The organism is Ruegeria sp. N10 (assembly GCF_056531545.1).
Genome location: NZ_JBQFLY010000015.1, coordinates 44,224 through 69,337 on the forward strand (window position 1 = coordinate 44,224; position 25,114 = coordinate 69,337).

Here is a 25,114-nt window from a genome sequence, read left to right on the forward strand (position 1 = left end):
GCGCAGAAAAGCGCGGATTGGCGCAGCGGCAAGGAAATAGGCGACGTTTCAATCTGATGTGCTAGGCTTGGGGAAAGAAATGGAGAATCCCGATGCCGAAAATCGCCAAAAACGCCAGTGTTCAGACAGTTATCACCACGTTTGAAATGACGCCCGGCACCTGTCAGGACCTTTTGGAGGCGCTGACCGACGCCTATTCCGAGTTCATCTCGAAGCAGCCCGGCTTTGTTTCTGCGGGGCTTCATGTGAATGATGCGCAAACCCGGATTGCCAACTATTCGCAATGGCAACGTCGCGAGGATTTCCTGGCCATGCTGCGGACCCCCGAGATGCGCGACCGCAACCGCAAGATCAACGAGCTGTGCAAGAGCTTTGAGCCGGTCATGTATGACGTTGCAGAGACATTTGGCTCTACCTGACCTGAATCAAAGCCTGCCGTACATGTCTGTTTCAAAGTAAGCCTGCAAAACGGAGGCGCATGCTATGTATCACAACATTCTCGTTCCGATCTCTTTCGATGCTGAAAGAGACACGTCCGGACCGTTGAAACTGGCCCGGGTTCTGGCCACGCCGGACGCGCAGGTCACATTGCTGCATGTGGTTGAGCATATTCCGAATTATGCAATCTCGTACATGCCGGCGGAATATCTGACCGAGGCCCGAAAGGCGATTCAGTCAGAGCTGGATACGCTGGCGTCGCAATTGCCGAATGCAACGGGCGTGGTGGTCGAAGGGCATTCCGGCCGGACCATTCTGGACTGGGCCGAGGCACATCACCCGGACCTGATCATCGTGGCCTCGCACCGGCCGGGGATGCAGGATCTGCTGTTGGGGTCCACTGCGTCCCATATTGTGCGCCACGCCCCTTGTGCGGTGCATGTGGTTCGGTGACGGCCGGACATCACTGGCAGTAAGCAAAATTGTGCCTGTGCGGGCGGTGGTTTTGGGCCGGGCCAGATTTTTTGAACCCGGTGGAACTGCGTTGCCTCGGCTTTGCCACATATTGCCCTTATGGGTCGGGGCATGTTGTTCAAGAAACTAACGCAGGAAGCACCTGATCTGAACCCGCGCTCGGCCAAACGGCATCTGCGCGCCGAGGCGGCGCGGCGGCAGGCGCTGTCCCCGCTGCGGATACTGATCATGGTTCTGCTGCTGCCGCTGACGACCGCGCTGATTGCCACGGGCGTCTTTCTGCGCACCTCGGGCTATGAGCGGGACGAGGCGGTGATCCACCTGATCGCGCTGGCGGGATGTGATGCGACACAGGCCATGGGGATCGGGCCATTCCGCGCAGGGCAGCCGGGCTATCATGAGCGCAACGACCCGGATGGTGACGGGGTGGCCTGCGGGTATGCCGAGCTGGAGCTGCCACGCGCGACCACCGTGCAGGCACAGGACCAGCCGAAGCCGCGCGAACGGTCGGTGGGAAGCGCCAAATTCGTGCGCCCCTGAATTCGGGGGAAGGGTCTAGCCTTTCATCGCCTGTAGCAGTTCCAACAACCCTTTGCGGTCGTCGTCACTGGCATAATCGCCGGTGGCCAGCCGTTCGGCGATACGCAGGCGCAGGCGTTCCTGTTGGGTGCGGACCTCTTCCCCGGCGGTTTCGGCCAGCGTCTTCATGATCACCGCCACGGCCTGTTGGCGTTTGGTGGTGGGGTTGGCGATGTAATCGACAAGGCTCTGCTGGCCGGAATCGAGGATGTTTTCGGCCAGTTCGCGCAGTTGGTCGCCATTGGGCAGCAGCGGGGCGGGGGTCTGTTCGGGGGGCAGGATTTCCGGCAGGTTGCGTGGAACCTCGGCCAGGGCGTTCGCGCCATCGACAAAGGCTTCGGTGATCATCCGCGTGATCTTGATCGCGCGCGGATCCTTGAACAGGGCCGAGGCGATGGCCACGCCGTAATCGGTATAGACCCACGGATTGACCCTCCGCCCGCCGCGGCCTTTGGGTTTTGATATCACATTCTGTGATTGCAAATCGGCAACCTCGGCATCGGTCAGCTGAAAGCGGTAGCCTTCGAACAGGTCGGTGTTTCGCGAGACGGCCTGATTGAAGGCACTGACGGATTTTCCGTAGAACTGCGCCAGATCCTCGGCCAGCACCACACGGGTGCCGCGCACCCTGTGAATGGCGTTTTGTACCTCATGCGCGCTGGGCAGGTTTTTCGGGTTCGTCATGGCAGCCGTTTGGAATCACAATTTGTGATTTCAAACGTGGAGGAGGGTGGGGCGGGGTGCAAGGGTGGAGTGTGGGGATATCCCTGCCCTAAACCTGATAAACCGCGTGCTCAGCCGGGCGTATTGCGCAGATAGGCAAAGCGATAGGCAAGCGCGACGCCGCCTGCGCCGCCGACAATATTGCCGATCGTGACCCAGAACAGGTTACCCATGGCCGCGCCAAAACCGAGGTCGGCACCCGCAAGCGCGCCTTGCGGCAGCAGGTACATATTGGCGACGGAATGCTCGAGCCCCAACAGGACAAACGCTGCAATGGGCCAGAGTACCGCCATGACCTTGCCCACCACCGATCTGGCCGCGAAGCTCAGCCAGACAGCAAGGCAGACCAGCGCGTTGCACAGAACGCCGCGCGTAAAGGCTTGGGTGGCCGAGAGGTCGGCCTTGCCATTTGCGATTGCTGATGCGGTGGCCCCCATGGGCCCGTCCAGCAAACCGGTTGCAGCGAAGGCCAGAGCCAGCGCGATGGCCCCGGCCAAATTCCCGAGATACACGAGGCCCCAGTTGCGCAGCAGGGCGCGCGGCGAGATTTTCCGGTCCACCGCCGCGATGGTCATCAGGGCATTTCCGGTGAACAGCTCGGCCCCGCCGACGATCACAAGGATCAGGCCCAGCGAGAACACGACGCCACCCAGAAACCGGGCTGGTCCAAACCCCGGGTCAACGCCGGTCATGACCATGGTATAGGCGGCCCCGCCGAAGCCGATGAACACGCCCGCGAGTATCGCCAGAGTCAGTGTCTGGCTGACCGTGAGATGTGCCTTGGCAACACCAGCGGTTTCAACCAGCTCGGCGATCTGGGCGGGTTTGTAGGCGTCAATTCCGGTTGGGTTCTGTGTTTGCATGGGACCCACTTTGCCGACGCATTCGCGTTTCGACATTGATTGGGATCAAGCATCCATCGGTGCAAAAACAACCGCACTGGGGGCGAGGCTGCAACCCTGAAGGGACAGCCGCCCGGATGCAGTGCGGTGTATGGTTGAAAATCGGCGCAAATCGCCGGTATCAATGCGAGATTTCGGGTTGTCGTGCTAGGGTGCGCGCGGCGGGGCCGTTCCGGCCGTGTTACATGGCAATTTCGCCAGACGACGGAGGAAAGTGATGTTTGCACGAATTACCCAATACAAAATGAAGCCCGGTACGCGCGAGGCGGCGACGGCGAAGATGAATGAATTGAAATCCGACATCATGGGTATGCCCGGCATGCACAGCTTTACCAACGTGATGAACGAGGATGGTTCAGGCTATGTGATCTCGGTGGTCGAAAGCGAGGCGACCTCGAACGCAAACGCACCCAAAGTGGCCGAGTTGTGGGGCCATTTCGCCGAATTCATGGAAGGCCCACCGACGCCGGTTGGGTACGACGTGATTGCCCATTGGGATAAGGGGTAGCGGTTAGGGCGGGGATAGACCCGCCCTTTCTTTTATTTGGAGAGAACAGCGATTTGGACCTCATGTGGTCTGGCCAGGGTGTTCGGGTTCGTCATGGCAACCGCTTGGAAACACAATTTGTGAATTCAAACGTGGAGCAGTGCGCGCTGGGCTGCAAGGGTGGAGTGTGGGATGTGACTTACCTACTCAGGCAAACGCTCATAACTCTTTCCTTAGTATCACCGCCGTAACGGGTGTTGGACGGCATTGCGATCCAGTCTCTGTGCCGATAACTCCAAAGAAACGGCCAATTCTCGCTGTTACACGCGACGCCATGTGGGGACTGGTAACCGTCGGAGCGTTCTCGAATGGACTTGAACAAAGACGAACGTTCTATGATGCGTAACTCGGATGCTTTCGCGTATCTTTTCATTTGCCATTGCACTTGCAGGCTTTGCAACGCGACCGGACCTATCACTGTAAGCATTGCGCCAACAATAATAGTCGGTATTTTTGCCTTGCCCGGCATGATCGCAGCGGCTGCGGCCACCAAAAACAGTAAAATCAACGCCGCAAAGAAAAAAACAAAAAGTCTCGCGGTTAAAGCATCTCCCAGTAAAAATAGGATTGAGGCGGGCCATACAGCGAGCGCCAGCATTCGTAAGCCGCTAAAGCTCGAATCTACTCCAAGTCCCCAGATGATCATCAAAAGGAGCACGAACCATAGCATTGATATACTTCTGCCGGGCGACGCTTCGCGCCATCCTGCGAGCACACTTACCCATACCCAAACCATTGCTAGGAGTGAAATTGTTCCGAGCAGTCCAACTACAATAAGAAGCGTGATCAAAAAACTTTCCTAAACCGATTGTCTAAGAAGATAGATTTCCTGCTTTGAGGCAAATTGCAACCGTCAGTTGCGTTTTAACCTACCTCTTCCGCCGCTTAACATTCCCACCCCTTTGCCCCGGCCGTCCAGCCGTAGACCGCCCACGCGATTTCACGGCATCTTCCGAGGCTTTCTCGACCGCCCATTGGCGGGCCATGGGGTCGTCGGCGATGGCCAGATCGACCGCTTCCAGGCGTTTGATTTCATCGCGGATGTTAGCGGCCTCTTCGAATTCCAGGTTCTCGGCGGCTTTGCGCATCTGGTCGCGCAGCCCGTTCAGGTGCGCCTCGAGATTGGCACCGTGCATCGGTTTGTCGATGGTGGCGGTGACGCGGTTCATGTCCACGTCGCCCTCATAAAGCCCGGCCAGAACATCCTCGACATTCTTTTTCACGGTCGCGGGCGTGATGCCGTGTTCCTCGTTATAGGCCATCTGCTTGGCGCGGCGGCGGTCGGTTTCGGCCAGCGCGCGTTCCATCGAACCGGTGATCTTGTCGGCATACATGATCACCCGGCCATCGGCGTTGCGCGCGGCGCGGCCGATGGTCTGGACCAGCGAGGTCTCGGACCGCAGAAAGCCTTCCTTGTCGGCGTCCAGAATGGCGACCAGCCCACATTCGGGAATGTCGAGCCCTTCACGCAGCAGGTTGATGCCGACCAGCACGTCGAACGCGCCCAGACGCAGGTCGCGCAAAATCTCGATCCGTTCCAGCGTGTCGATATCGGAATGCATGTAGCGCACCTTGATACCCTGTTCGTGCAGGTATTCGGTCAGATCCTCGGCCATGCGTTTGGTCAGCGTCGTGACCAATGTGCGATAGCCATCGGCGGCGACCTTGCGCACCTCGTCCAGCAGGTCGTCGACCTGCATCGACACGGGGCGGATTTCTACCTGCGGGTCCAGCAGGCCGGTGGGGCGGATCACCTGTTCGGTGAATACGCCGCCGGTCTGGTCGAGCTCCCACGCGGCGGGGGTGGCCGAGACGAAGACGGATTGCGGGCGCATGGCATCCCATTCCTCGAACTTCAAAGGCCGGTTGTCCATGCAGGACGGCAGGCGGAACCCGTGTTCGGCCAGCGTGAACTTGCGCCGATAGTCGCCCCGGTACATGCCGCCGATCTGCGGCACGCTGACATGGGATTCGTCGGCAAAGACGATGGCGTTGTCGGGGATGAATTCGAACAGGGTCGGGGGCGGCTCGCCCGGTGCGCGGCCGGTCAGATAGCGCGAATAGTTCTCGATCCCGTTGCAGACGCCGGTGGCCTCGAGCATTTCCAGATCGAAATTGGTGCGCTGTTCCAGCCGCTGCGCCTCGAGCAGTTTGCCTTCGCCGACCAGCTGGTCGAGGCGCATCCGCAGTTCTTTTTTGATCCCGATGATCGCCTGTTGCATCGTCGGTTTCGGCGTCACATAGTGGGAATTCGCATAGACCCGGATATGGTCCATCGTGTCGGTCTTTTCACCGGTCAGCGGGTCGAATTCGGTGACCTGTTCCAGTTCCTCGCCGAAGAAGGACAGTTTCCAGGCGCGGTCTTCGAGGTGGGCGGGCCAGATTTCCAAACTGTCGCCCCGCACCCGGAACGAGCCGCGCTGAAACCCCTGATCGTTACGGCGGTATTGCTGGGCCACCAGATCGGCCATCACCTGCCGCTGGTCGTATTCGTGACCGACCTTCAGATCCTGCGTCATCGCCCCGTAGGTTTCGACCGAGCCGATACCGTAGATGCAGCTGACCGAGGCGACGATGATCACGTCATCGCGTTCCAGCAACGCCCGCGTGGCCGAGTGGCGCATCCGGTCGATCTGTTCGTTGATCTGGGATTCTTTTTCTATGTAGGTGTCAGAGCGCGGCACATAGGCTTCGGGTTGGTAATAGTCGTAATAGGACACGAAATATTCCACCGAGTTTTCGGGGAAGAAGCCCTTGAACTCACCATATAGCTGCGCCGCCAATGTCTTGTTGGGGGCGAGGATGATGGCCGGACGCTGGGTTTCTTCAATCACCTTGGCCATGGTGAAGGTCTTGCCCGTCCCGGTCGCGCCCAGCAGCACCTGATCGCGTTCCCCGTCCAGCACGCCGCCCGCCAGTTCCTTGATCGCCGTGGGCTGATCGCCCGCCGGATTGAATTCGGTATGCATCACGAATTGCTTGCCGCCTTCCAGTTTCAGACGCGCGCGCACGTCTTCGGTGGTCAGTTGGGTCTTGTCGGAATGGGCGTAAGGCATTGGTAGGCTCCAGGCGTCAGGCCCTTACATTTGTTCTTATTTTGTCCAACTGCAAGGGCCGATCCGGATTCATTGCCCGCTATGCGGTCTGAGGCCGTGCGACGGGTGAGACGGTGTGATGTTCTTGGGTTTGTTTGGCGAGACCCTATTCCGACCTGATGACAGTTTCTGGCATGAGTTCGCAGGCGAGGGCCGCGACAATTGCAATCTTGCCCCCGGGCGCGCTCTGACGCATAAACGGGCTCAGCCAAGTGAGTACGGAGAGGCGACATGCGCGCACGGATCTACCAGCCCGCAAGAAATGCGATGACCTCGGGGATGGCCAAGACCCGCAAATGGGTTCTGGAATACGCCCCGGCCTCGGCGCGCGAGGTTGATCCGCTGATGGGCTGGACGTCGTCCAGTGACACGCAGGCTCAGGTACGCCTGAAGTTCGACACGCGGGAAGAGGCGCTGGATTATGCCAAGGCCCACGGTATCGATGCGCAGGTCAGCGAGCCGCACAAGCGCAAGCCCAATCTGCGCGCGCGGGGCTATGGCGAGAATTTCGCAACCGACCGGCGTGGCCCCTGGACGCACTGAATGATCGAAATCCGCGAGGCTGACCCGACATCGGACGTATTGCGCCCGATAGTGGAGGCGCATTTTGCCCATGGCGAAACTGCGGGACCTGCGGATAGCAACCACACGATGGACGCCGAAGCATTGGCCGGGCGGGGGGTGCGGTTCTGGGCCATTTTTGACGGACAGCAGCCATTGGGGTGCGGTGCGCTGAAGGCGCTGCCCGATGGAACCGCCGAAGTGAAATCGGTGCATATTCTGGCGCAGGCAAGAGGGCGCGGGCTGGCGCGCGTTCTGATGGTGCATCTGGCTGAACAGGCTGGCGCAGAGGGGTGTGCGGCATTGGTTCTTGAGACCGGGGCGAGCCATCTTCGCGAATATGATGCCGCCCGCAAGTTGTATGAGTCGCTGGGATATTCCTATTGCGGGCCTATCTTTGGGTATGTTGACGATCCCAACAGCGCATTCATGCGCTTGCCTCTTGAACCCCGCGGGTAAAAACCGCAAGAAGGGCGCAGCGGTCCCTTAGCTCAACTGGATAGAGCAGCTGACTTCTAATCAGCAGGTTGAGGGTTCGAGTCCTTCAGGGATCGCCATTTGCAAACCAGATCAATTCCGGACAAGTGCCTGCTTTGGTCGGCGCGTCGTGATCTTGTGGCTGTTTGGTGTGGTATGAGGGGCTGGACGAGGGGGTCATGCCAGCCCCTCTAAGGGGGTCACAGAGTGGTAGTATGTGTTCCTTACGTACAATCTAACGTGATTCACCGTGCGGCGATATTGGGGGATTCCCGTAGGTTGGTATTTGCGCGGAAATATGCGTGTCAGGCAGTGCAATCCTGTTGAGATCAGACCGGTTTTTTGCGCGGTATTCGTGTTGAGGCTGTAGAAGCCGCTGGCAAATCCGGGGGTGATGCAAAAAATATATTGCAACCGGTTGCAAAGAAAATCATTGTTACGCACAACAACAAGATTCGGGAGAGCTGCATGTTGAGGGTCGGATTGCTGGGTGCCGGGCGTATTGGGCGCGTTCATGCGCAGGCCATATCTTCCCATCCGGGGAGCAGGCTGTGTGCGATATCCGATGCGCTGCCCGAGGCGGCGAACAGCCTCGCGGATGAATATGGGGCCGAGGCACGCAGTTCAGAAGAAATTATCGCTGATCCCGAGATTGACGCGGTTCTGATTGCAACGCCGACGGATACGCATTCCGACCTGATCGAGGCGGCCACGGGCGCTGGCAAAGCCGTTCTGTGCGAAAAGCCCGTCGATCTGAGCCTTCAGAGGGCACAGGACTGTCTGACAGCCGTCGCGGGGCGCGGCAAACCTGTCATGATCGGGTTTAACCGGCGGTTCGATCCTAATTTTGCGGCTTTAAAGGCCGGTTTGGACGCAGGTGAAATCGGCAAGGCCGAACTGTTGTCGATCACGTCATTTGACCCGGCCCCGCCACCGGTCGCCTATGTAAAAGTGTCCGGTGGACTGTTTCGGGACATGATGATCCACGATTTCGACATGGCGAACTTTCTGATGGGGGATGTGCCCCAGACCGTCACAGCGGTGGGATCGTCGCTTGTGGATGCAGAGATCGGCGCGGCAGGCGATGTGGACACGGCTGTGGTCACAATGACTTACGCAGACGGCCGGATTGCGGTCATCAAGAACTCGCGCCGGGCGGCCTATGGGTATGATCAGCGGGTCGAATTGTTGGGTTCGGAAGGGTTGTTGCAGGCGCATAACATGCTGGAAAACACCGTCGTGAAATCGACGGCAAATGGCGTTGTGGGCGCGAAGCCGACTTATTTCTTTCTGGAACGCTACATGCCGGCCTACCGCGTGGAATGGGCCGCATTTGTTGATGCTGTCGGCGGCGGTTCCGACGTTCCCGTCACGTTGCAGGATGGTGTGGCGGCGCTGGCGATGGCCGAGGCCGCGACCCTGTCAGCGCAGACGGGAATGCCCGTCCGGATGGAGGAAATTTTGAAACCGGTTGCAAAATGACCAAAATTCTTCAAACTAACGACAGCTCGGCCCTGAGCCGCAGCCACTGAGATTCGGCACAGCCGGATGATTGGGGCCGGTACCCCAACAGAAGATCAGACTGAACCAATGGGAGGAAACTGAAATGAAGAAATTCGTTAAAGGTGCACTTGCCGCGGGGGCACTGGCCCTGGCTACACCCGCTCTTGCGCAGGACATCGTGGTCGTATCGCATGGCCAGGCCAATGACGCATTCTGGAACGTCGTGAAGAACGGTGTTGAACAGGCTGGCAAGGATGTCGGTGTGAATGTGGAATACCGCGCACCGGAAACCTTCGACATGGTGGCCATGTCGCAGCTGATCGACGCTGCGGTGAACCAGGAACCTGATGGCCTGATCGTTTCGATCCCGGATGCGGATGCGCTTGGCCCGTCAATCGAACGTGCCGTTGCCGCAGGCATCCCGGTGATCTCGATCAACTCGGGGTCGGATGTGTCGAAACAGCTGGGTGCGTTGCTGCACGTGGGTCAGGACGAGTTTGACGCCGGGAAAGCTGCGGGTGAACAACTGGCTTCGATGGGGGGCAAAACCGCGATCTGTGTGAACCACGAAGTGGGCAACGTTGCGCTGGACCTGCGTTGCGCAGGTTTCGCGGAAGGCTTTGGCGGTAATGTCGAAGTTCTGCCGACCTCGAACGATCCGTCGGAAATCGAGTCGAAGGTCTCGGCTGCTCTTGCTGCTAACGAAGCCGTCGATACGGTTATGGCGCTGGGTGCAAGCTCGGCCGGTGAGCCGACTGTTGCCGCTGTCAAAGCGTCGGGCCGTGATGTGAACGTTGCATCCTTCGACCTGTCGGCCAACTTCCTGCAATCGATTGCGGATGGCGACGCGGCCTTTGCCATTGACCAGCAGCAGTATCTGCAAGGGTACCTGTCGGTGAACTTCATGGGCCTGCACGCCAAATACGGCCTGATGCCCGGTGGCAACGTTCCTTCGGGTCCGAACCTGATCACTCAGGACAAGGCCGCGCAGGTGATCGAGCTGTCCGCGCAGGGCATCCGCTGATCCATACCGCAACCTGAACTAAACGGGGCGGCGCGGTGGCGCCGCTCCCACCCAAGTGGGAGGAAACGATGAGTGACTCAGCGCAAATCGCCGGGGACGAAAGGGTCAAGAAAGAACCTTTCATGACCAAGCTCATGAAACGGCCCGAACTCGGTGCGATGGCCGGTGTCGTTCTGGTGGTCATCTTCTTTGCCATCACAGCAGACGATTCGATGTTTACCCTGGCCGGGGTCATGAATTTCATGACACCTGCGGCACAGCTGGGCATTCTAGCAATCGGTGCGGCCCTTCTGATGATCGGTGGTGAGTTTGATCTGTCCATCGGATCGATGGTGGCGTTTGCGGGCCTGTTCTTCGGCGTCTGCGTGGTGACATGGCATCTGCCACTGATCATTGCGATCCCCATGACATTTGTATTCGCGGCATTCGTCGGAGCAGTGAACGGCAATATCGTCATAAGATCTGGCCTGCCGTCCTTTATCGTGACGCTGGCTTTCCTGTTCATTCTGCGTGGCTTGTCCCTTGTTGGCCTCAAAGCGGCGACCGGAGGGTCGACCCAGTTGCGCGGTGTGCGTGACGTGGTTGAAAACGACTGGCTGGCACCGTTCTTTTCGGGCGAAGCCTTTGGCAGCTTGTTTACCTGGCTGGCGGCCAACGGCATGATTGACACCTTCAAAAGCGGAGCACCCAAGGTGCCCGGCGTTCCGGTCGAAATCCTGTGGTTCATCGTGCTGGCATTGGCCGCCACCTATGTGTTGCTGCGAACCCCGGCGGGGAACTGGATTTTCGCGGCGGGCGGTGACAGCACTGCGGCATCGAATTCCGGTGTTCCCGTGAGCAAGATCAAGGTGTCTCTGTTCATGCTGACCGCCTGTTGCGCTGCATTGGTGGCCATCATTACGGTGATCGACGCGGGCTCGACCGACGCACGGCGTGGTTTCCAGAAAGAATTCGAGGCGATCATCGCTGCCGTGATCGGGGGCTGTCTGCTGACGGGCGGATATGGCTCGGCCATCGGGGCGTTCTTTGGTTCGATCATCTTTGGCATGGTTGTCATCGGACTGACCTATACGGATTTCGATCAGGACTGGTTCCAGGTGTTCCTGGGCGCGATGCTGCTGATTGCCGTTCTGTTCAACAACGCGATCCGCAAACGCGTAACCGGGGAGCGCTGATATGACCGAAGATACCAAGTTCCACCATGGCGATGCGGCAGGCGATCAGGCCCCCATCGTGGAAATGAAGGATATCGAGAAGCACTTTGGCAACATCATCGCATTGGCGGGCGTCAGTTTCGACGTCAAACCGGGTGAATGCCACTGCCTGCTGGGCGATAACGGCGCGGGCAAGTCGACCTTCATCAAGACCATGTCCGGGGTACATAAACCCACCAAGGGCGAGATCTTTTTCGAGGGCAAACCGCTGCATTTTGACACTCCGCGGGATGCGATGGAGGCAGGCATTGCGACCGTGTTTCAGGATCTGGCGATGATCCCGCTGATGAGCGTCACGCGCAACTTTTTCATGGGGCGCGAGCCGACCAAGGGTAAGGGTCTGCTGAAACGGTTCGATGTTGAACACGCGAATGAGGTCTGCATGGAAGAGATGCGCAAGATGGGCATCAACCTGCGCGGGCCGGATCAGGCTGTTGGCACCTTGTCTGGGGGGGAACGGCAGACCGTTGCCATTGCCCGCGCCGTGTATTTTGGTGCCAAGATCCTGATCTTGGACGAGCCGACCTCGGCCCTTGGTGTGCGCCAGACTTCGAACGTTCTGGCCACCATCGACAAGGTGCGCAGTCAGGGCGTCGGCGTGGTTTTCATCAGCCACAACGTGCGTCACGCGCTGGCGGTGGGTGACAGGTTCACCGTTTTGAACCGGGGCAAGACGCTGGGCACAGCAACGCGTGGCGAGATCACGCCAGAGCAGTTGCAGGACCTGATGGCAGGCGGTCAGGAAATGGCCGAGCTAGAAGGATCGCTGGGCGGTACGGTTTAAAGTACAGAACTTGGATGCCCCAATGGGGCATCCATCGGGCCGTGGCACGTGACGCCCCACTTTTTTCAGGCTTTGATACAAAAGCTGGCACCTTCGCAAATGAGAAAACCCGCAGGCCGCCAAAGGCGGAGCTGAGTTGAAAGGGATCATGATGAGCAAGACAGTCCGACTGACCGCGGCGCAGGCTCTGGTGCGCTATCTGGGCGCGCAGATGAACGAGGGCGGAGAGCCCTTTATCGCAGGTGTCTGGGCGATTTTCGGCCATGGCAATGTGGCTGGTCTGGGCGAGGCGTTGCACGGTGTGAAAGACAGCCTGCCCACCTATCGCGGTCATAATGAGCAGACCATGGCGCATTGCGCGATTGCCTATGCCAAGCAGTTGGGGCGCAGGCGGGCGATGGCGGTCACTTCGTCCATCGGGCCGGGGGCCACCAACATGGTTACCGCTGCGGCGCTGGCCCATGTGAACCGCCTGCCGGTTTTGTTGCTGCCCGGTGACGTGTTCGCCACGCGTGGTCCCGACCCGGTTTTGCAGCAACCCGAAGTGTTCTCGGACGGAACCATCAGTGCGAATGACTGTTTCAGACCGGTCAGCCGCTATTTCGACCGCATCACCCGGCCGGAGCACCTGTTGACGGCGCTGCCGCGCGCCTTCCGCACGATGACGGACCCGGCGGATTGCGGTCCGGTGACGCTGGCCTTTTGTCAGGATGTGCAGGCCGAGGCTTATGACTATCCCGAAAGCTTTTTTGAGCCGCGCGTCTGGTATCAGCGCCGAATTCGTCCGGATGAGGGTGAACTGACACGGGCCGTGGCCGCGATTAAGGCAGCCAAGCGCCCTGTGATCGTGGCCGGGGGCGGAGTGCATTATTCGGATGCGACCGCCGCGTTGCAGCGCTTTGCCGAAGCGCACAACGTGCCGGTGGCCGAGACGCAGGCCGGTAAGTCCGCGCTGGCCTGGGATCACCCCCTGAACCTTGGTCCGATTGGCGTCACAGGCGGTGAGCCTGCCAATGATATCTGCGCCGAGGCTGATCTGGTGCTGGGCGTCGGCACCCGCTTTCAGGATTTCACCACCGGGTCCTGGGGATTGTTCGCAAACCCCGAGCGGGAGTTGATCAGCCTGAACACAGCCGCCTATGACGCGGCAAAGCACGGCGCGATGCCGCTGCAGGCTGACGCCCGCGTTGGGCTGGGTGACCTGAGCGACGCGTTGGGCGGTTACCGCGCGCCTGATATGCCTGCAACGCTGAAACCCGAATGGTTTGCCAAGGTCGACGCATTGACCGACGCGCCCGCAGACAGCAATGCGCTGCCCACGGATATGCAGGTGATTGGTGCCGTGCAGCGGGTGGCCAATGAAAACACCGTTGCCATGTGTGCCGCGGGCACGATGCCGGGTGAGTTGCACAAGCTGTGGAAGGCACCGCGCCCCGGTGCCTATCATATGGAATATGGCTTCAGCTGCATGGGGTATGAGGTCGCCGGTGCGATGGGCATCAAGATGGCCCAGCCCGACCGCGACGTGATCTGCTTTACCGGCGACGGCACTTACATGATGGCGAACTCGGAAATGGCGACGGCGGCGATGATGGGGATTTCGTTCACCGTTGTGGTCACCGACAATCGCGGCTTTGGCTGCATCAACCGTTTGCAGATGGGAACCGGCGGGGCCGAGTTTAACAACCTGCTGGATCACGCGGTCGGCGGCGAAAATTCGGTGATCGACTTTGCCAAACATGCCGAAGCCATGGGGGCGACCGCGCTCAAGGTCAGCTCGATCACCGAGCTTGAGGAGGCACTGGCCAAGCGAAGTGACATCAAAGGCCCCTATGTGGTGGTGATCGACACCGATCCCTACCCATCGACCGAATATGGCGGAACGTGGTGGGAAGTGGCGGTGCCCGAGGTCAGCATCCGTCCGGAAGTAAACGAAAAACGTGCGGCCTATGAGGTCGCCATCAAGGAAAGAAACACGAAATGAGCGTGAAGATCGGTATCTCTCCGATTGCCTGGCAGAATGACGATCTGCCGGACCTGACCGCAGCCTACACGATGGAGCAGGCGCTGAAAGAAGCGCGCGAGATCGGCTATACCGGTGTTGAACGGGGCCAGCGGATGCCCGGCGACACCGAAGGGTTGCGCGCCTATCTGGACGCAAACGACATCGCGCTGTGTGGCGGTTGGTGTTCGGGCAGTACTCTGGTCAATGACCTTGAGGCCGAGGTCGCCATCGTGCGCGAGCAGGTGGAACAATTTGTTGCACTGAACAGCCCCTGCATCGTCTATGCCGAATGTTCCAATACCGTTCAGGGGCAGATCGGAACGCCGGTCAATGACCGCCCGAAGCTGTCCAAAGACGAGGTTCTGGCCTATGCGGGCAAGCTGACCGAGCTTGCCAAATGGATGGCAGATCAGGGTATGCCGATGGCCTATCACCATCACATGGGCACGATCATCGAAAGCGAAGATGAGGTGAACTGGCTGATGGAGGGTTCCGGCCCCGAATTGAAGCTGTGTTTCGATACGGGTCATCTGCTGTTTGGTGGCGGCGACGTGATGGCCACGCTGAACCGTTGGGGCGACCGGGTGCACCACGTCCACTTCAAGGACATCCGCCCGGACATCGTGCAGGACACGCGCGAGAACAATCGCAGCTTTCTGGATGCGGTGATCGCCGGCGCGTTCACCGTGCCGGGTGATGGGTGCATCGACTTTCAGGCCGTAGCCAACGCGTTGAAAGCAATGGATTACACCGGCTGGATCGTGGTCGAGGCAGAGCAGGACCCCGCCAAGGCGCCGCCCTATGAGTACTCCAAGCTGGGCTATGACCACATCGTCGAGGTTTGCGGCAAGGCAGGGTTGGAGATCACCGTTTAATCACCGCCCCTCGGGGCAACACCGAAGCCATGAAAGAGGAGTTTGTCATGGTACATCAAGACCTTGGATATGTCGGCTATTTTGACCGGGAATCCTGCGATCTGGATGAATTCAAGGTGTTGACCTCGCAAAACCTGACAGCCGGTGCGGTGCCTCACGCCGCATCGGTGCAAAAGAACGTTCCGATCTATGATATGCGTGCGCTGCGCCCAGCGCTGGAGAAGGCAGATCAAAGAAAAGCGCTGCTGGCGGAATGGGCGTATGTGCTGGACAAGTCGGCGGGCGTGATCGTTCTAAAAGGCGCATTTGCGGATACGTCCGTGATCGACCGGGCGACCGCTGTGTTCCATCAGATCATCGAGGAAGAACGTCAGGGCGGGGCGGGGGAAGGCGACCACTTCGCGGCCTCGGGCGCGAATGACCGGATATGGAACGCATTGCAGAAACAGTGCTTGCGCGATCCCGAGGGCTTTGCGCTCTATTTCGGGAATGTGGCCATTGCAGCGGCTTGCGAGGCGTGGCTGGGGCCGAACTATCAAATGACCGCGCAAATCAATCAGGTGCGCCCCGGCGGCAAGGCACAGCAGGCGCATCGGGATTATCATCTGGGCTTTCAAACCGCCGACAGCGCCGCCCGGTATCCGGCCCATGCCCATCTGGTGACGGCTTCGCTGACCTTGCAAGGCGCGGTTGCGCATTGTGACATGCCCGTGGAAAGCGGCCCAACCAAACTGCTGCCGTTTTCGCAGCTTTATGCGCCGGGATATCTGGCCTTTCACGATGCGGCACACCGGGCGTTTTTCGAAGAGAACTACATTCAGTTGCCCCTTGCGAAGGGGGATGCGGTGTTCTTCAACCCGGCGCTGTTCCACGCTGCCGGGGAAAACAGCAGTACGGATATTCAGCGGATGGCGAACCTGTTGCAGGTCTCATCCGCTTTTGGCCGCGCGATGGAGATGGTTGACCGGCAGTCCATGTCGCAGGCGGTGTTTCCGTCGCTGGTCGCCCTGAAACAACGCGGGGCGCTGAGTGCGGCAGAGCTGAATGCGGCGATTGCTGCAACGGCTGAGGGCTATCCGTTCCCGACCAATCTGGACACCGACCCGCCGATTGGTGGCAATGCGCCTGAAAGCCAGGCCGGCATATTGCACCGGGCCGTGTCGGAAGGGTGGGCCGAGGCTCAGCTGTCTGCCGCGCTTTTGGCCCTGCAAGCACGGCAAGTGGCCTGAGGGCAATACAGGCGGGCCGTTTAGGCCCGCCCAATAAGGAGAACAAGAATGGCAGATCTGCTGAAGAAGCCTATTGGAACCCGTGGCAAGGTACATGACATCACCCCGGACAGTGCCGGATGGCGATATGTGGGTTTTGGGCTGTATCATCTGCAAGCCGGCGACAGGGTGGCCGAGGCGACAGGAGACCGCGAAGTCATTCTGGTGATGGTCGAAGGAAAGGCGCGGATCACCGGGGCTGGGCAGGACTGGGGCGTGTTGGGCGGTCGGATGAACGTGTTCGAAAAGACACCGCCGCATAGCCTGTATCTGCCCAACGGAACCGAGTGGGAGGCTGTGGCGGAAACCGATTGTGTTGTGGCGGTCTGCTCGGCCCCGGGCAAGGGCGGCCACAAAGCGCGCCGGATCGGGCCGGATGGCATCACCCTGACCGAACGCGGCAAGGGTGTGAATACGCGATACATCAACAATATCGCGATGGAGAACGAGGATTATGCCGACAGTCTGCTGGTGACCGAGGTCTTTACGCCCAATGGGCACTGGTCCTCTTACCCCAGTCATCGACATGATGAGGATGATTTTCCCCGCATCACCTATCTGGAAGAGACGTATTATCACCGCCTCAACCCGGCCAACGGGTTCGGAATTCAGCGGGTCTATACCGATGATGGCCAGTTGGATGAGACGATGGCTGTCTCCGATGGCGATGTTGTGACTGTTCCGCGCGGCCATCACCCTTGTGGCGCGCCCTATGGGTTTGAGATGTATTACCTGAACGTCATGGCGGGCCCCCTGCGCAAATGGCGGTTTGCCCTGGCCCCCGAGGTCGAATGGATCATGGAGCGTGACGGATGAGCCAAGACTTCGCCAATTACCCAAGCCTTGCGGGCAAAACGGTTGTCATCACCGGCGGGGCCGGGGGAATTGGTGCGAAAACCGTTCGCGCCTTTGCCGCGCAAGGGGCGAAGGTCGGGTTTCTGGATATCAATGCGGATGCGGGCCATGCTCTGCTGGCGGACCTGGACGGTGAACACGCCTTTGCGCAATGTGACCTGCGCGATATTGAAGGGATGCGGGCCGCGCTGGAGCAACTGGTCGAGGAGTTGGGCGAGGCGGATGTGCTGGTCAACAACGCCGCCCAGGATGACCGCCACGACTGGCGCAAGGTGACGCCGGACTATTGGGATGAGCGGATGGCGACCAATATCCGCCATATGTTCTTTGCCATTCAGGCTGTGGCCCCGGGTATGATCGCCAAGGGCGCAGGTTCGATCGTCAATATCGGATCGAATTCGTGGTGGGAGGCCGGGGCAGGTTTTCCGGCCTATGCCACCGCCAAATCGGCGGTGCATGGCCTGACCCGCACCATGGCGCGCGAATTGGGCGATCACCGCATTCGTGTGAACACGGTGGTGCCGGGCTGGATCATGACCGAGCGCCAGAAGAACCTCTGGGTCACGCCCGAGGCGCTGGCCAAACAGGTCGACCGCCAATGCCTGCCCGATCCGATTGAGCCTGTCTATGTCGCGCGCATGGTGCTGTTTCTGGCCTCGGACGACGCCGCCATGTGCAGCGCGGGCAACTTCATGGTCGAGGGGGGTTCGATCTGAGGACGAAAGCGCGCGTCAACGTTGCGGCGGCGCGCCAAAGGTACGGATGACCATCCGCGCGGCGGCTTCGACCGGATCGTGGGTTTCTTTCAGGATGGTCACGCGGTCAAATCGTTCGGGATCGCGATTGACAGCGTCTCGCAGGGCATTGCCGAAGGCCATGCGCAGCTCGGTTCCGATGTTGAATTTGCAGATCGAGGTTTCGCGGGACAGCTTCATGCGCTGATCTACCGGCACGCCCGACCCGCCATGAATAACCAGAGGCACTGTGGTCATGGCGTCGATCTCGGCAATGCGGGCTTCGTCCAGACCGCCTTCCTTGTTTTGTTGCAGGTGGACGTTGCCGACCGATATCGCCATCGCATCCACACCGCTTTCACGTGCGAACTGGGCGGCTTCTGCCGGGTCGGTGCCGTTTGATCCTTCACCGCCCGAGTACCCGACAAAACCAATCTCGCCTTCGCAGGAAATCCCTGCCGCATGGGCCATCTCGGCAATTGCGGCGGTTTCATCGATGTTTTGCCGCAGGGGCTTGCGCGATCCGTCGAACATCAGGGACGTAAAACCGCTGTCGAGCGCGATCTTGCAGTCTTCGAACGTATAGCCGTGATCCAGATGCGCAACGACCGGAACCGAAGCGTTTTCGGCGAGATGCCGGAACATCTTGCCCAGTACAGGCAGCGGAGTGTGGTCGCGGCAGCTGGGTCCGGCTTGCAGGATCACGGGCGCATTCTCGGCCTCGGCCGCGGCCACATAGGCGCGCATATCTTCCCAGCCGAGTGTGACCAGCCCGCCTACGGCATAGCCCTGTTCATAAGCGGGTTGCAGGACGTCTTTCAGCGTGACGAGGGTCATTTGAATTTCGCAATCATGTCTTTGATGCCGGGAATGGTTTCGATCTGATAGGCATGTGTGGGCTGGAAATACTGCACCAGAGAACGCTGGGTCAGGCCGCCGAGAATGGTGAAATAATACATCTCGTACCCCGGCAAAACGCAGCAGGGGTGATAGCCCTTGTCGATGCAAACGGTCGATCCATCCACGATGTGATAGGCGTCACCCGGCTGGTTATCTTCGCGCTGCAACATCTGAAGGCCCGAGCCCCAGTTGGGCTTGAACCGGAAATTATAGGTCTCATCGTGGCGGGTTTCGTCCGGCAGGCGGTTGGTGTCATGCTTGTGGCTGGGAAAGCCCGACCAGCCGCCCTGACCGACGGTGAACAGCTCGCTGACCAGCAGGCGACCGACCTTGTCGTGTTGCTTTTGGCCAAGGATGTGTTTGATCTTGCGGTGGGTTTTGGTGTCGTCGCTGCCATATTGCACAAGGTCGTGTTCGCGCACATCGAACGGGTCCAGCACCTTGTCATATTTCGCACCGGCAATGAACACCTCGGTCGCGTCAGAAAGGCAGACCATCTGCACCTTTGCGCCGACGGGTACGTAGACGCCCTCGGGCTCGCCATCCCAGACATCTTCGCCCCGGTTGCCCAGCCTGGGGAAGGAAACGCCTTCGACATCCACATCGACGCTGCCGGTTGCAGGGACGATGCAGGTCTCGTAGCCCGGCACCCGGTATTCGAACGCCTCGCCTTTTTTCAGTTTGACGATGTTGAAATAGTTCAGCGGAACGGTCGGATCGCCGGCGTCAACGATGGGCTTGTTCTGATTGTCATAGGGCGCGATATGCATGGGATACTCCTATGTGGTCGGGCCGGGGTGAGAGGCGAGGAACGCGTTCAGTTCGGGGGTCGTGGGCATAGCGGGGGCGCAGCCGGGTTTGGATACGACAATGGATGCGCAGGCGGAACCGCGCATCACCGAGTCTTTCAGCGAGTGCCCCGCCGCGATCGAAGCCAGAAGCCCTGCCATGAAACTGTCACCAGCCCCGACGGGCTTGATAGCGTCCACTGGGTAGATCCCGGTTTTGATTTCTTGCCCATCCGCCAGCGTCACAGCGCCTTTTTCGCCCATCTTGTAAATGACAACCCGGCCCGGTTTCTTGGCAAGGTCCTGTGCCTTGGCAAAGCCCTTTTCCAGACCTCCGGCCATGAAGCCGAACTCTTCATCATTGCCGACAATCAGGTCACTGGCTTCGCCCGCGCGGGACAGAACGTCAGCGGCAATTTCCGGCGAAGGCCAGCTGTAGGGGCGGTAATCAACATCGAAAATGATCGGAAGACCAGCCTTGCGCGCGTTTTCAAACCCTCGGAACGTGGCGCTGCGCGAGGGTTCGGACGCAAAGACGGTGCCAGCCGAAATCAAGGCCGAGAAGGACGAATAATCAACCCTGTCCACATCCGCGTCAGTAACCTGAAAATCGATCGCACCGTTTCGGTAGATGACATTCTGAAAGTTCTCGGTCCGGCTTTCATACAGGGCCAGAGAGGTGCGATACTCGCCCCCCAACACGCGGATATAAGAGGTATCTACCCCGTAATGTTGCAACCGGTTGAGGCAGAACCGACCAATTGCATCGTCCGAGATGGAGGTGATCAAGGATGCCTGGCTGCCCAGCTTGACCAGACCGGCACAGATATTCGCGGACGAGCCGCCAAGATCGGCATGGAACGTATCGGCATCTTCGCTTTTGACACCGACCGGGTCTGCGTAAAGGTCCATACCCGCACGCCCCAGAACGGCAAAGCGGTTTCCTTTGATACCGTCTATCAAAGCGCTCACGTCATGTCCTCCGGCAAAGTGGGTGGGCAAAGTTTGGACCTTGCGTTGAATCGATTCACACGATACTGATTTTGCAACCGGTTGCAAACACAATGTGCGAGGCCATGGCAGATGCCTGAAATCGGAGTGGGAATCGTGGGTGGCGGTTATATGGGCAAGGCCCATTCCGTCGCGATGTCGGCCGTCGGAGCGGTGTTCAACACGGCGTTGCGCCCCCGGCTTGAGGTCATCTGCGCGTCGAGCCCGGACAGTGCCGAACGCTACCGGGCGGCCTATGGATTTCAGCGGGCAACCGATGACTGGTGCATGTTGGTTGAAGACCCCAAGGCCGAGGCAATCGTGATCGCCTCGCCTCAGTCAACACATCGTCAGATCGCAGAAGCAGCTTTTGCCTTGGGTAAACCGGTCTTGTGCGAGAAACCATTGGGCGCATCGCTTGAAGACAGTCGGGCGATGGTTGCCGCGGCAGAGGCTTCGGGGGCGGTGAACATGGTGGGGTTCAACTATATCCGCACACCCGCCAGCCAATATGCCCGCCAGTTGATTGCAGATGGCGCGATTGGTGACATCACGTGGTTCCGGGGCGAACATACCGAGGATTTCTATGCAGATCCGCAGGCCCCGGCCACCTGGCGCACGACCGGTATGGCCAACGGCACAATCGGCGATCTTGCCCCGCATATGGTCAACGGCGCATTGGCCTTGGTCGGGCCCATTGCGCAGGTGATGGCTGATGTTGAGACCGTTCACAAAACCCGCCCCGGTGGTGCGGTAACAAATGACGACCATGCCCAGATGATGTGCCGGTTCGAAAACGGGGTCATGGGAAGCCTGTATTTCAGCCGCGTCGCGACGGGGCGGAAAATGGGCTATGCCTATGAAATATCAGGCACAAAAGGCGCAATCCGGTTCGATCAGGAGGACCAGAATGCGCTGTGGCTGTACAAGCGCGAAGGGCCCGAAGCCGCGCGCGGGTTCACCAAGATCCTGACTGGCCCAGCGCACCCGGATTATGAGCCCTTCTGTCAGGGTCCGGGTCACGGAACCGGCTATCAGGACCAGATCATCATCGAGGCCAAGGACTTTCTAAAGGCCATCCATACCGGCGAGGCGATCTGGCCCACGTTCCGCGACGGGCATGAGGTCAATCGTGTGCTGGCCGCTGCGCTGGCCTCGTCCGATCAGCGGCAGTGGCAGAACATCAGCGATTTCTGATCGCTCTACGTGACAATTCCAATGAGAGACAATGACCATGGCTAAGTTGAGATGGGGCATGATCGGGGGTGGTGAAGGCAGCCAGATTGGCCCAGCACACCGCCTTGGTGCGCAGGCAGACGGGTTGTTCGAATTTGCGGCTGGCGCACTGGATCACCGGCCCGACGTGGGCCGCGAATACGCGCAGCAATTGGGTGTTGCTGCCGATCGTGCCTATGGCGACTGGCAAGAGATGCTGGCGGGCGAAAAAGACCGCGAGGATCGGATTGATCTGGTAACTATCGCGACGCCCAATTCGACCCATTTTGAGATTACCAAGGCCTATCTTGAGGCAGGCTTTAACGTGTTGTGCGAAAAGCCGATGACCATGACGGTGAAAGAGGGCGAAGAGATTGTGCGCGTGGCCGAAGCCTCGGGCAGGATCTGTGCAGTGAACTACTGTTATTCCGCCTATCCGATGGTGCGTCAGGCCCGTGCGATGGTGCGCGCAGGCGATATCGGCAAGGTGCGTCTGGTGGTGACCAATTTCAGCCACGGCCATCATGGCGATGCCACAGATGCGGATAACCCGCGCGTGCGCTGGCGCTATGACCCTGCGACGGCCGGGGTTTCAGGGCAGTTTGCCGATTGCGGCATCCATGCGTTGCACATGGCCAGTTTCATCTGTGACGATCAGGTGAAAACCCTGTCTGCCGACATGGCCTCGACCATCGTCAGCCGTGAGCTGGAAGATGATGCAATGATCAACTTCCGGATGGAGGGCGGCACGGTTGGACGGCTTTGGACGTCATCAGTGGCGATCGGGCGGCAGCATGGCTTTGACATTCAGGTCTTTGGCGAAACCGGTGGGCTGCGCTGGGCATCCGAACAGCCCAACCAGTTGATCTATACTCCGGTCGGCGGGCGTACGCAGATCATCGAAAAGGGCGAGGGCGGTTTGCACGATGAAGTGCAGCGCCTGTCGCGTGTCGCCATAGCGCACCCCGAGGGGTTCCCGCTGGCGGTCGCCAACATCTATTGCGATCTGGCGGACGCGATCCGCGGGGAAAGGCGCGACGGTCTGCCCGGTGCGGCAGATGGGCTGCGGTCCATTGCGGCCGTCCACGCGGCTGTTGCATCGGGCAAGGCCGATGGCGTGTGGAAGGACGCGCGCCCGCCGATGTTTCGCTGATCAGGGGCGGGGCCGCAATGTGCCCCGTTCGATCACGCGGCAGGGGAAAATGCGGGCCTCGGGATAGCGCTGAGGCTCTTTCAGCATCTCGACAACCAGATCGACGGATGAGGTGATGATCTGCTTGATCGGCTGGTGGATCGTTGTCAGGTTGACGCTTTCCCAGCGCGACATTTCCATGTCGTTCAGTCCGATAATTCCAATGTCCTGACCGGGTTTCAGCCCATGATCAGCCAGTGCGGACAATGCGCCTACAGACAGGATGTCATCGCCGCAGAAATACGCTTCGGACGGGGTGTTGGCCAACAGGCGCAACATTTCGGCGCGACCGGCTTCGAAGGAATAAGCCCCTGCGAAACAATGGCTTACTTCGATATCGGGATGATCTGCCAGCTCCTCCATGAACCCGCGATACCGGTCGAGTGCCGAGGTTGCATCTTCAGGCCCGCCCAGATAGCCGACACGCCTGTATCCGCGCGCCAAAAGCTCGCGCGCGGCCATGCGCCCGCATTCAACGTTGTCGATCCCGACCACATGCACTTCGGGCGAGGTGGCCGAGCGGCCAAATGTATGCACCACCGGTACGCCCGCATCGTGAAACGCCTTGGCAAAGCTGGGTGGCAGCGTCGAAGAGGCAACGATGGCCGCGTCAACCGAATACTGGCGCAGCATGCGGACCGAGTTTGCGGGCTCGGTCTCGTCCGTCAGGTTCACGATCAAAGGGCGTAGCCCGCGTTCCTGCAAGGCGCGGGTGAACTGATCGAACACCTCAAGGAAAATCGGGTTGTGAAAGTTGTTCGAAATCAACCCGATCAACTTGGTGCGCCCGGTGGTCAGGGACGAGGCGAGGGCGTTGGGACTGTAGCCAAGCTCTCGCGCGGCCTTTTCAACTTTGCTGCGTGTTTTTGCAGAGACCGAGGCGCCTTCGGTAAAGGTGCGCGACACCGCGGATCGCGATACACCAGCCAAGGCTGCGACGTCTTTCAGGGTCACGCTCACGCAGTGCGGCTCCGGTCGTTGATGGTCAGAGATATCAAGGTGTTTTGCATCAGAGATTCATTATGCACCATCGCAAAAGTCTTGCAACCGGTTGCAGGTCGCACTAGGCGGACGAGATCATCGGCGGCCACCTATGTTTATGAGCGAATGGCGGGAAAGGAAAGACCGGTACAGGCGACGGTTCTCGCAAGAAACACCAAGGATCGAACGCTACCGGTCACGCCCTTAGAACCTTAACGAAAGGCAGGACATTCCACCATCCAGCTTTGCGCAGTCGGTGTTGTCGATTTCTACGACCTCATACCCTTCGAGATCCAACATCTCAGCGGTGCGTGGGAAGCCGGCGGCCATCAGCACCAGATTGTTGAAGCGGATCGCATTGGCGGCAGCTTCCTCTCCGTCCGCAACATGCAGCACCCGGTAGCCCTCAAAACAGCCCGATGCATCCAGCCGTCGGGTCGACAGTATTGTCTCGGCGTCCATCAGCGAACAATCTGTCTTGAAGTGTAGGACGCCCTCGGGCGTGAAAACTTCGCGCAGTTTGTGCCCCCACTCCGAGGTGATTTTCGCCAGCTCGGCGACACCTTCCGCGTCGGTACGGTCTGACCGGCCCACCAGAATTTCGCGACCGGTAACAAGGATATCTCCACCCTCGACATGGCCGGGTCCCTGAATTTCCAGAACCGTGTCGTAGCAGTCGCGAAGGGTCGGCGCCATTTCAGCCACTTCACCCATCCGCGAAGGTGCGCCGGGCCGCATCAATATCGCACCTTGCGGCAGGCAAAGGGCTGTATCCTCGACAAATTGCGCGTCGGGAAACGCGTTCAGGGGATCCAGTTCGATCACCTCTGCTCCGGTGCTTTTCAGTGCTGCCACATATGCCTTATGCGCCGCTGTCATCCCGTCGAAATCCGGGTTTCCGATATCTTCTGCACGTAACCCGCCTGCAATAGTCGGAGCCGGACGGCGGGTAATGGCGCGGGAAAACTCAAAGGTTGGGTCTGACATGTT

Annotated in this window: 26 protein-coding genes and 1 tRNA gene; 18 read left to right on the forward strand and 9 right to left on the reverse strand. The window is 59.5% G+C overall.

What is annotated here, in order from left to right:
* The first annotated feature begins 92 nt into the window (after positions 1-92).
* The 3 genes from ACR0JI_RS17465 (at position 93) to ACR0JI_RS17475 (ending at position 1,452) form a co-directional block, all read left to right on the forward strand.
* Positions 93-419, forward strand: a complete 327-nt coding sequence (locus ACR0JI_RS17465; protein WP_209507893.1) for an antibiotic biosynthesis monooxygenase family protein — start codon at positions 93-95, stop codon at positions 417-419.
* Positions 420-483: 64 nt separating this feature from the next.
* Positions 484-891 (forward strand): universal stress protein, encoded by a 408-nt coding sequence (locus tag ACR0JI_RS17470; protein WP_480495509.1) that lies wholly within the window; start codon positions 484-486, stop codon positions 889-891.
* A gap of 132 nt (positions 892-1,023) precedes the next feature.
* Positions 1,024-1,452, forward strand: a complete 429-nt coding sequence (locus tag ACR0JI_RS17475) for an excalibur calcium-binding domain-containing protein (protein WP_480495511.1) — start codon at positions 1,024-1,026, stop codon at positions 1,450-1,452.
* 15 nt (positions 1,453-1,467) lie between these two features.
* Here ACR0JI_RS17475 and ACR0JI_RS17480 read toward each other — a convergent pair whose 3' ends face one another.
* On the reverse strand, positions 1,468-2,175 hold the full coding sequence (locus tag ACR0JI_RS17480; RefSeq protein ID WP_480495513.1) for an ORF6N domain-containing protein: 708 nt from the start codon (positions 2,173-2,175) through the stop codon (positions 1,468-1,470).
* A 110-nt stretch (positions 2,176-2,285) separates the two neighbouring features.
* On the reverse strand, positions 2,286-3,077 hold the full coding sequence (locus ACR0JI_RS17485; protein ID WP_480495515.1) for a formate/nitrite transporter family protein: 792 nt from the start codon (positions 3,075-3,077) through the stop codon (positions 2,286-2,288).
* 256 nt (positions 3,078-3,333) lie between these two features.
* Between ACR0JI_RS17485 and ACR0JI_RS17490 the strand changes: the two genes are divergently transcribed.
* A complete protein-coding gene (locus tag ACR0JI_RS17490) occupies positions 3,334-3,624 on the forward strand; it encodes an antibiotic biosynthesis monooxygenase family protein (RefSeq protein WP_209507883.1) in 291 nt (96 codons plus the stop codon).
* 178 nt (positions 3,625-3,802) lie between these two features.
* Here ACR0JI_RS17490 and ACR0JI_RS17495 read toward each other — a convergent pair whose 3' ends face one another.
* Together ACR0JI_RS17495 and uvrB are read right to left on the reverse strand one after the other, a co-directional pair.
* Positions 3,803-4,453: a hypothetical protein gene (locus ACR0JI_RS17495; protein ID WP_480495517.1), complete on the reverse strand. Its 651-nt coding sequence runs from the start codon at positions 4,451-4,453 to the stop codon at positions 3,803-3,805.
* Between the two features lie 79 nt (positions 4,454-4,532).
* On the reverse strand, positions 4,533-6,719 hold the full coding sequence (gene uvrB, locus ACR0JI_RS17500) for an excinuclease ABC subunit UvrB (RefSeq protein ID WP_480483291.1): 2,187 nt from the start codon (positions 6,717-6,719) through the stop codon (positions 4,533-4,535).
* 270 nt (positions 6,720-6,989) lie between these two features.
* Here uvrB and ACR0JI_RS17505 point away from each other — a divergent pair, with 270 nt between their 5' ends.
* The 12 genes from ACR0JI_RS17505 (at position 6,990) to ACR0JI_RS17560 (ending at position 18,040) form a co-directional block, all read left to right on the forward strand.
* A complete protein-coding gene (locus tag ACR0JI_RS17505) occupies positions 6,990-7,301 on the forward strand; it encodes an ETC complex I subunit (protein WP_209507877.1) in 312 nt (103 codons plus the stop codon).
* A complete protein-coding gene (locus ACR0JI_RS17510; protein WP_480495519.1) occupies positions 7,302-7,778 on the forward strand; it encodes a GNAT family N-acetyltransferase in 477 nt (158 codons plus the stop codon).
* Positions 7,779-7,799: 21 nt separating this feature from the next.
* A tRNA-Arg gene (locus tag ACR0JI_RS17515) sits at positions 7,800-7,876 on the forward strand.
* A gap of 388 nt (positions 7,877-8,264) precedes the next feature.
* Positions 8,265-9,278 (forward strand): inositol 2-dehydrogenase, encoded by a 1,014-nt coding sequence (iolG, locus tag ACR0JI_RS17520; protein ID WP_480495521.1) that lies wholly within the window; start codon positions 8,265-8,267, stop codon positions 9,276-9,278.
* Positions 9,279-9,402: 124 nt separating this feature from the next.
* Positions 9,403-10,323 (forward strand): sugar ABC transporter substrate-binding protein, encoded by a 921-nt coding sequence (locus ACR0JI_RS17525; protein WP_267364100.1) that lies wholly within the window; start codon positions 9,403-9,405, stop codon positions 10,321-10,323.
* 68 nt (positions 10,324-10,391) lie between these two features.
* Positions 10,392-11,498 carry an ABC transporter permease gene (locus ACR0JI_RS17530; RefSeq protein WP_480495523.1) on the forward strand — a complete coding sequence of 369 codons (1,107 nt, stop codon included), beginning with the start codon at positions 10,392-10,394 and terminating at the stop codon, positions 11,496-11,498.
* A 1-nt stretch (position 11,499) separates the two neighbouring features.
* Complete coding sequence (locus tag ACR0JI_RS17535) at positions 11,500-12,321, forward strand: ATP-binding cassette domain-containing protein (RefSeq protein ID WP_480475274.1); 822 nt, start codon at positions 11,500-11,502, stop codon at positions 12,319-12,321.
* 151 nt (positions 12,322-12,472) lie between these two features.
* Positions 12,473-14,305: a 3D-(3,5/4)-trihydroxycyclohexane-1,2-dione acylhydrolase (decyclizing) gene (gene iolD / locus ACR0JI_RS17540; protein WP_480495525.1), complete on the forward strand. Its 1,833-nt coding sequence runs from the start codon at positions 12,473-12,475 to the stop codon at positions 14,303-14,305.
* Positions 14,302-15,201, forward strand: a complete 900-nt coding sequence (gene iolE, locus ACR0JI_RS17545) for a myo-inosose-2 dehydratase (protein ID WP_480495527.1) — start codon at positions 14,302-14,304, stop codon at positions 15,199-15,201. Before iolD ends, iolE begins: the two co-directional genes overlap by 4 nt.
* A 47-nt stretch (positions 15,202-15,248) precedes the next feature.
* The gene (locus ACR0JI_RS17550; protein WP_480495529.1) at positions 15,249-16,430 is read left to right on the forward strand and encodes a phytanoyl-CoA dioxygenase family protein; all 1,182 of its coding nucleotides are present in this window, start codon (positions 15,249-15,251) and stop codon (positions 16,428-16,430) included.
* 48 nt (positions 16,431-16,478) lie between these two features.
* Positions 16,479-17,285 carry a 5-deoxy-glucuronate isomerase gene (iolB, locus tag ACR0JI_RS17555; RefSeq protein ID WP_480495531.1) on the forward strand — a complete coding sequence of 269 codons (807 nt, stop codon included), beginning with the start codon at positions 16,479-16,481 and terminating at the stop codon, positions 17,283-17,285.
* Entirely contained in the window at positions 17,282-18,040 is a 759-nt protein-coding gene (locus ACR0JI_RS17560) for an SDR family NAD(P)-dependent oxidoreductase (protein ID WP_480495533.1), read from the forward strand. Before iolB ends, ACR0JI_RS17560 begins: the two co-directional genes overlap by 4 nt.
* A 15-nt stretch (positions 18,041-18,055) precedes the next feature.
* Here ACR0JI_RS17560 and ACR0JI_RS17565 read toward each other — a convergent pair whose 3' ends face one another.
* Genes ACR0JI_RS17565 through iolC form a run of 3 tightly spaced genes read right to left on the reverse strand, consistent with a single transcriptional unit; the run spans position 18,056 to position 20,718 of the window.
* Positions 18,056-18,895: a class II fructose-bisphosphate aldolase gene (locus tag ACR0JI_RS17565; RefSeq protein ID WP_480475286.1), complete on the reverse strand. Its 840-nt coding sequence runs from the start codon at positions 18,893-18,895 to the stop codon at positions 18,056-18,058.
* On the reverse strand, positions 18,892-19,728 hold the full coding sequence (locus tag ACR0JI_RS17570) for a 5-deoxy-glucuronate isomerase (protein WP_480475288.1): 837 nt from the start codon (positions 19,726-19,728) through the stop codon (positions 18,892-18,894). Before ACR0JI_RS17570 ends, ACR0JI_RS17565 begins: the two co-directional genes overlap by 4 nt.
* 9 nt (positions 19,729-19,737) lie before the next feature.
* Entirely contained in the window at positions 19,738-20,718 is a 981-nt protein-coding gene (gene iolC, locus ACR0JI_RS17575; RefSeq protein ID WP_480475290.1) for a 5-dehydro-2-deoxygluconokinase, read from the reverse strand.
* 111 nt (positions 20,719-20,829) lie between these two features.
* Here iolC and ACR0JI_RS17580 point away from each other — a divergent pair, with 111 nt between their 5' ends.
* A complete protein-coding gene (locus tag ACR0JI_RS17580; protein WP_480495536.1) occupies positions 20,830-21,933 on the forward strand; it encodes a Gfo/Idh/MocA family protein in 1,104 nt (367 codons plus the stop codon).
* A 37-nt stretch (positions 21,934-21,970) separates the two neighbouring features.
* Positions 21,971-23,104 carry a Gfo/Idh/MocA family protein gene (locus ACR0JI_RS17585; protein ID WP_480495538.1) on the forward strand — a complete coding sequence of 378 codons (1,134 nt, stop codon included), beginning with the start codon at positions 21,971-21,973 and terminating at the stop codon, positions 23,102-23,104.
* Here ACR0JI_RS17585 and ACR0JI_RS17590 read toward each other — a convergent pair whose 3' ends face one another.
* Positions 23,105-24,103: a LacI family DNA-binding transcriptional regulator gene (locus tag ACR0JI_RS17590; protein WP_209507844.1), complete on the reverse strand. Its 999-nt coding sequence runs from the start codon at positions 24,101-24,103 to the stop codon at positions 23,105-23,107.
* A gap of 225 nt (positions 24,104-24,328) precedes the next feature.
* A complete protein-coding gene (locus ACR0JI_RS17595; RefSeq protein ID WP_480495541.1) occupies positions 24,329-25,111 on the reverse strand; it encodes a dimethylarginine dimethylaminohydrolase family protein in 783 nt (260 codons plus the stop codon).
* Between the last annotated feature and the right edge of the window lie 3 nt (positions 25,112-25,114).

Coding starts and splice junctions, on each gene's coding strand:
- ACR0JI_RS17585 (WP_480495538.1), top strand. CDS start 21,971: ATGGCTAAGTTGAGATGGGGCATGATCGGGGGTGGTGAAGGCAGCCAG.
- ACR0JI_RS17465 (WP_209507893.1), top strand. CDS start 93: ATGCCGAAAATCGCCAAAAACGCCAGTGTTCAGACAGTTATCACCACG.
- iolB (WP_480495531.1), top strand. CDS start 16,479: ATGGCAGATCTGCTGAAGAAGCCTATTGGAACCCGTGGCAAGGTACAT.
- ACR0JI_RS17560 (WP_480495533.1), top strand. CDS start 17,282: ATGAGCCAAGACTTCGCCAATTACCCAAGCCTTGCGGGCAAAACGGTT.
- ACR0JI_RS17480 (WP_480495513.1), bottom strand. CDS start 2,175: ATGACGAACCCGAAAAACCTGCCCAGCGCGCATGAGGTACAAAACGCC.
- ACR0JI_RS17485 (WP_480495515.1), bottom strand. CDS start 3,077: ATGCAAACACAGAACCCAACCGGAATTGACGCCTACAAACCCGCCCAG.
- ACR0JI_RS17580 (WP_480495536.1), top strand. CDS start 20,830: ATGCCTGAAATCGGAGTGGGAATCGTGGGTGGCGGTTATATGGGCAAG.
- ACR0JI_RS17490 (WP_209507883.1), top strand. CDS start 3,334: ATGTTTGCACGAATTACCCAATACAAAATGAAGCCCGGTACGCGCGAG.
- ACR0JI_RS17535 (WP_480475274.1), top strand. CDS start 11,500: ATGACCGAAGATACCAAGTTCCACCATGGCGATGCGGCAGGCGATCAG.
- ACR0JI_RS17565 (WP_480475286.1), bottom strand. CDS start 18,895: ATGACCCTCGTCACGCTGAAAGACGTCCTGCAACCCGCTTATGAACAG.
- ACR0JI_RS17525 (WP_267364100.1), top strand. CDS start 9,403: ATGAAGAAATTCGTTAAAGGTGCACTTGCCGCGGGGGCACTGGCCCTG.
- iolE (WP_480495527.1), top strand. CDS start 14,302: ATGAGCGTGAAGATCGGTATCTCTCCGATTGCCTGGCAGAATGACGAT.
- ACR0JI_RS17505 (WP_209507877.1), top strand. CDS start 6,990: ATGCGCGCACGGATCTACCAGCCCGCAAGAAATGCGATGACCTCGGGG.
- iolG (WP_480495521.1), top strand. CDS start 8,265: ATGTTGAGGGTCGGATTGCTGGGTGCCGGGCGTATTGGGCGCGTTCAT.
- ACR0JI_RS17550 (WP_480495529.1), top strand. CDS start 15,249: ATGGTACATCAAGACCTTGGATATGTCGGCTATTTTGACCGGGAATCC.
- iolD (WP_480495525.1), top strand. CDS start 12,473: ATGAGCAAGACAGTCCGACTGACCGCGGCGCAGGCTCTGGTGCGCTAT.
- ACR0JI_RS17510 (WP_480495519.1), top strand. CDS start 7,302: ATGATCGAAATCCGCGAGGCTGACCCGACATCGGACGTATTGCGCCCG.
- uvrB (WP_480483291.1), bottom strand. CDS start 6,719: ATGCCTTACGCCCATTCCGACAAGACCCAACTGACCACCGAAGACGTG.
- ACR0JI_RS17530 (WP_480495523.1), top strand. CDS start 10,392: ATGAGTGACTCAGCGCAAATCGCCGGGGACGAAAGGGTCAAGAAAGAA.
- ACR0JI_RS17595 (WP_480495541.1), bottom strand. CDS start 25,111: ATGTCAGACCCAACCTTTGAGTTTTCCCGCGCCATTACCCGCCGTCCG.
- ACR0JI_RS17475 (WP_480495511.1), top strand. CDS start 1,024: ATGTTGTTCAAGAAACTAACGCAGGAAGCACCTGATCTGAACCCGCGC.
- ACR0JI_RS17570 (WP_480475288.1), bottom strand. CDS start 19,728: ATGCATATCGCGCCCTATGACAATCAGAACAAGCCCATCGTTGACGCC.
- ACR0JI_RS17470 (WP_480495509.1), top strand. CDS start 484: ATGTATCACAACATTCTCGTTCCGATCTCTTTCGATGCTGAAAGAGAC.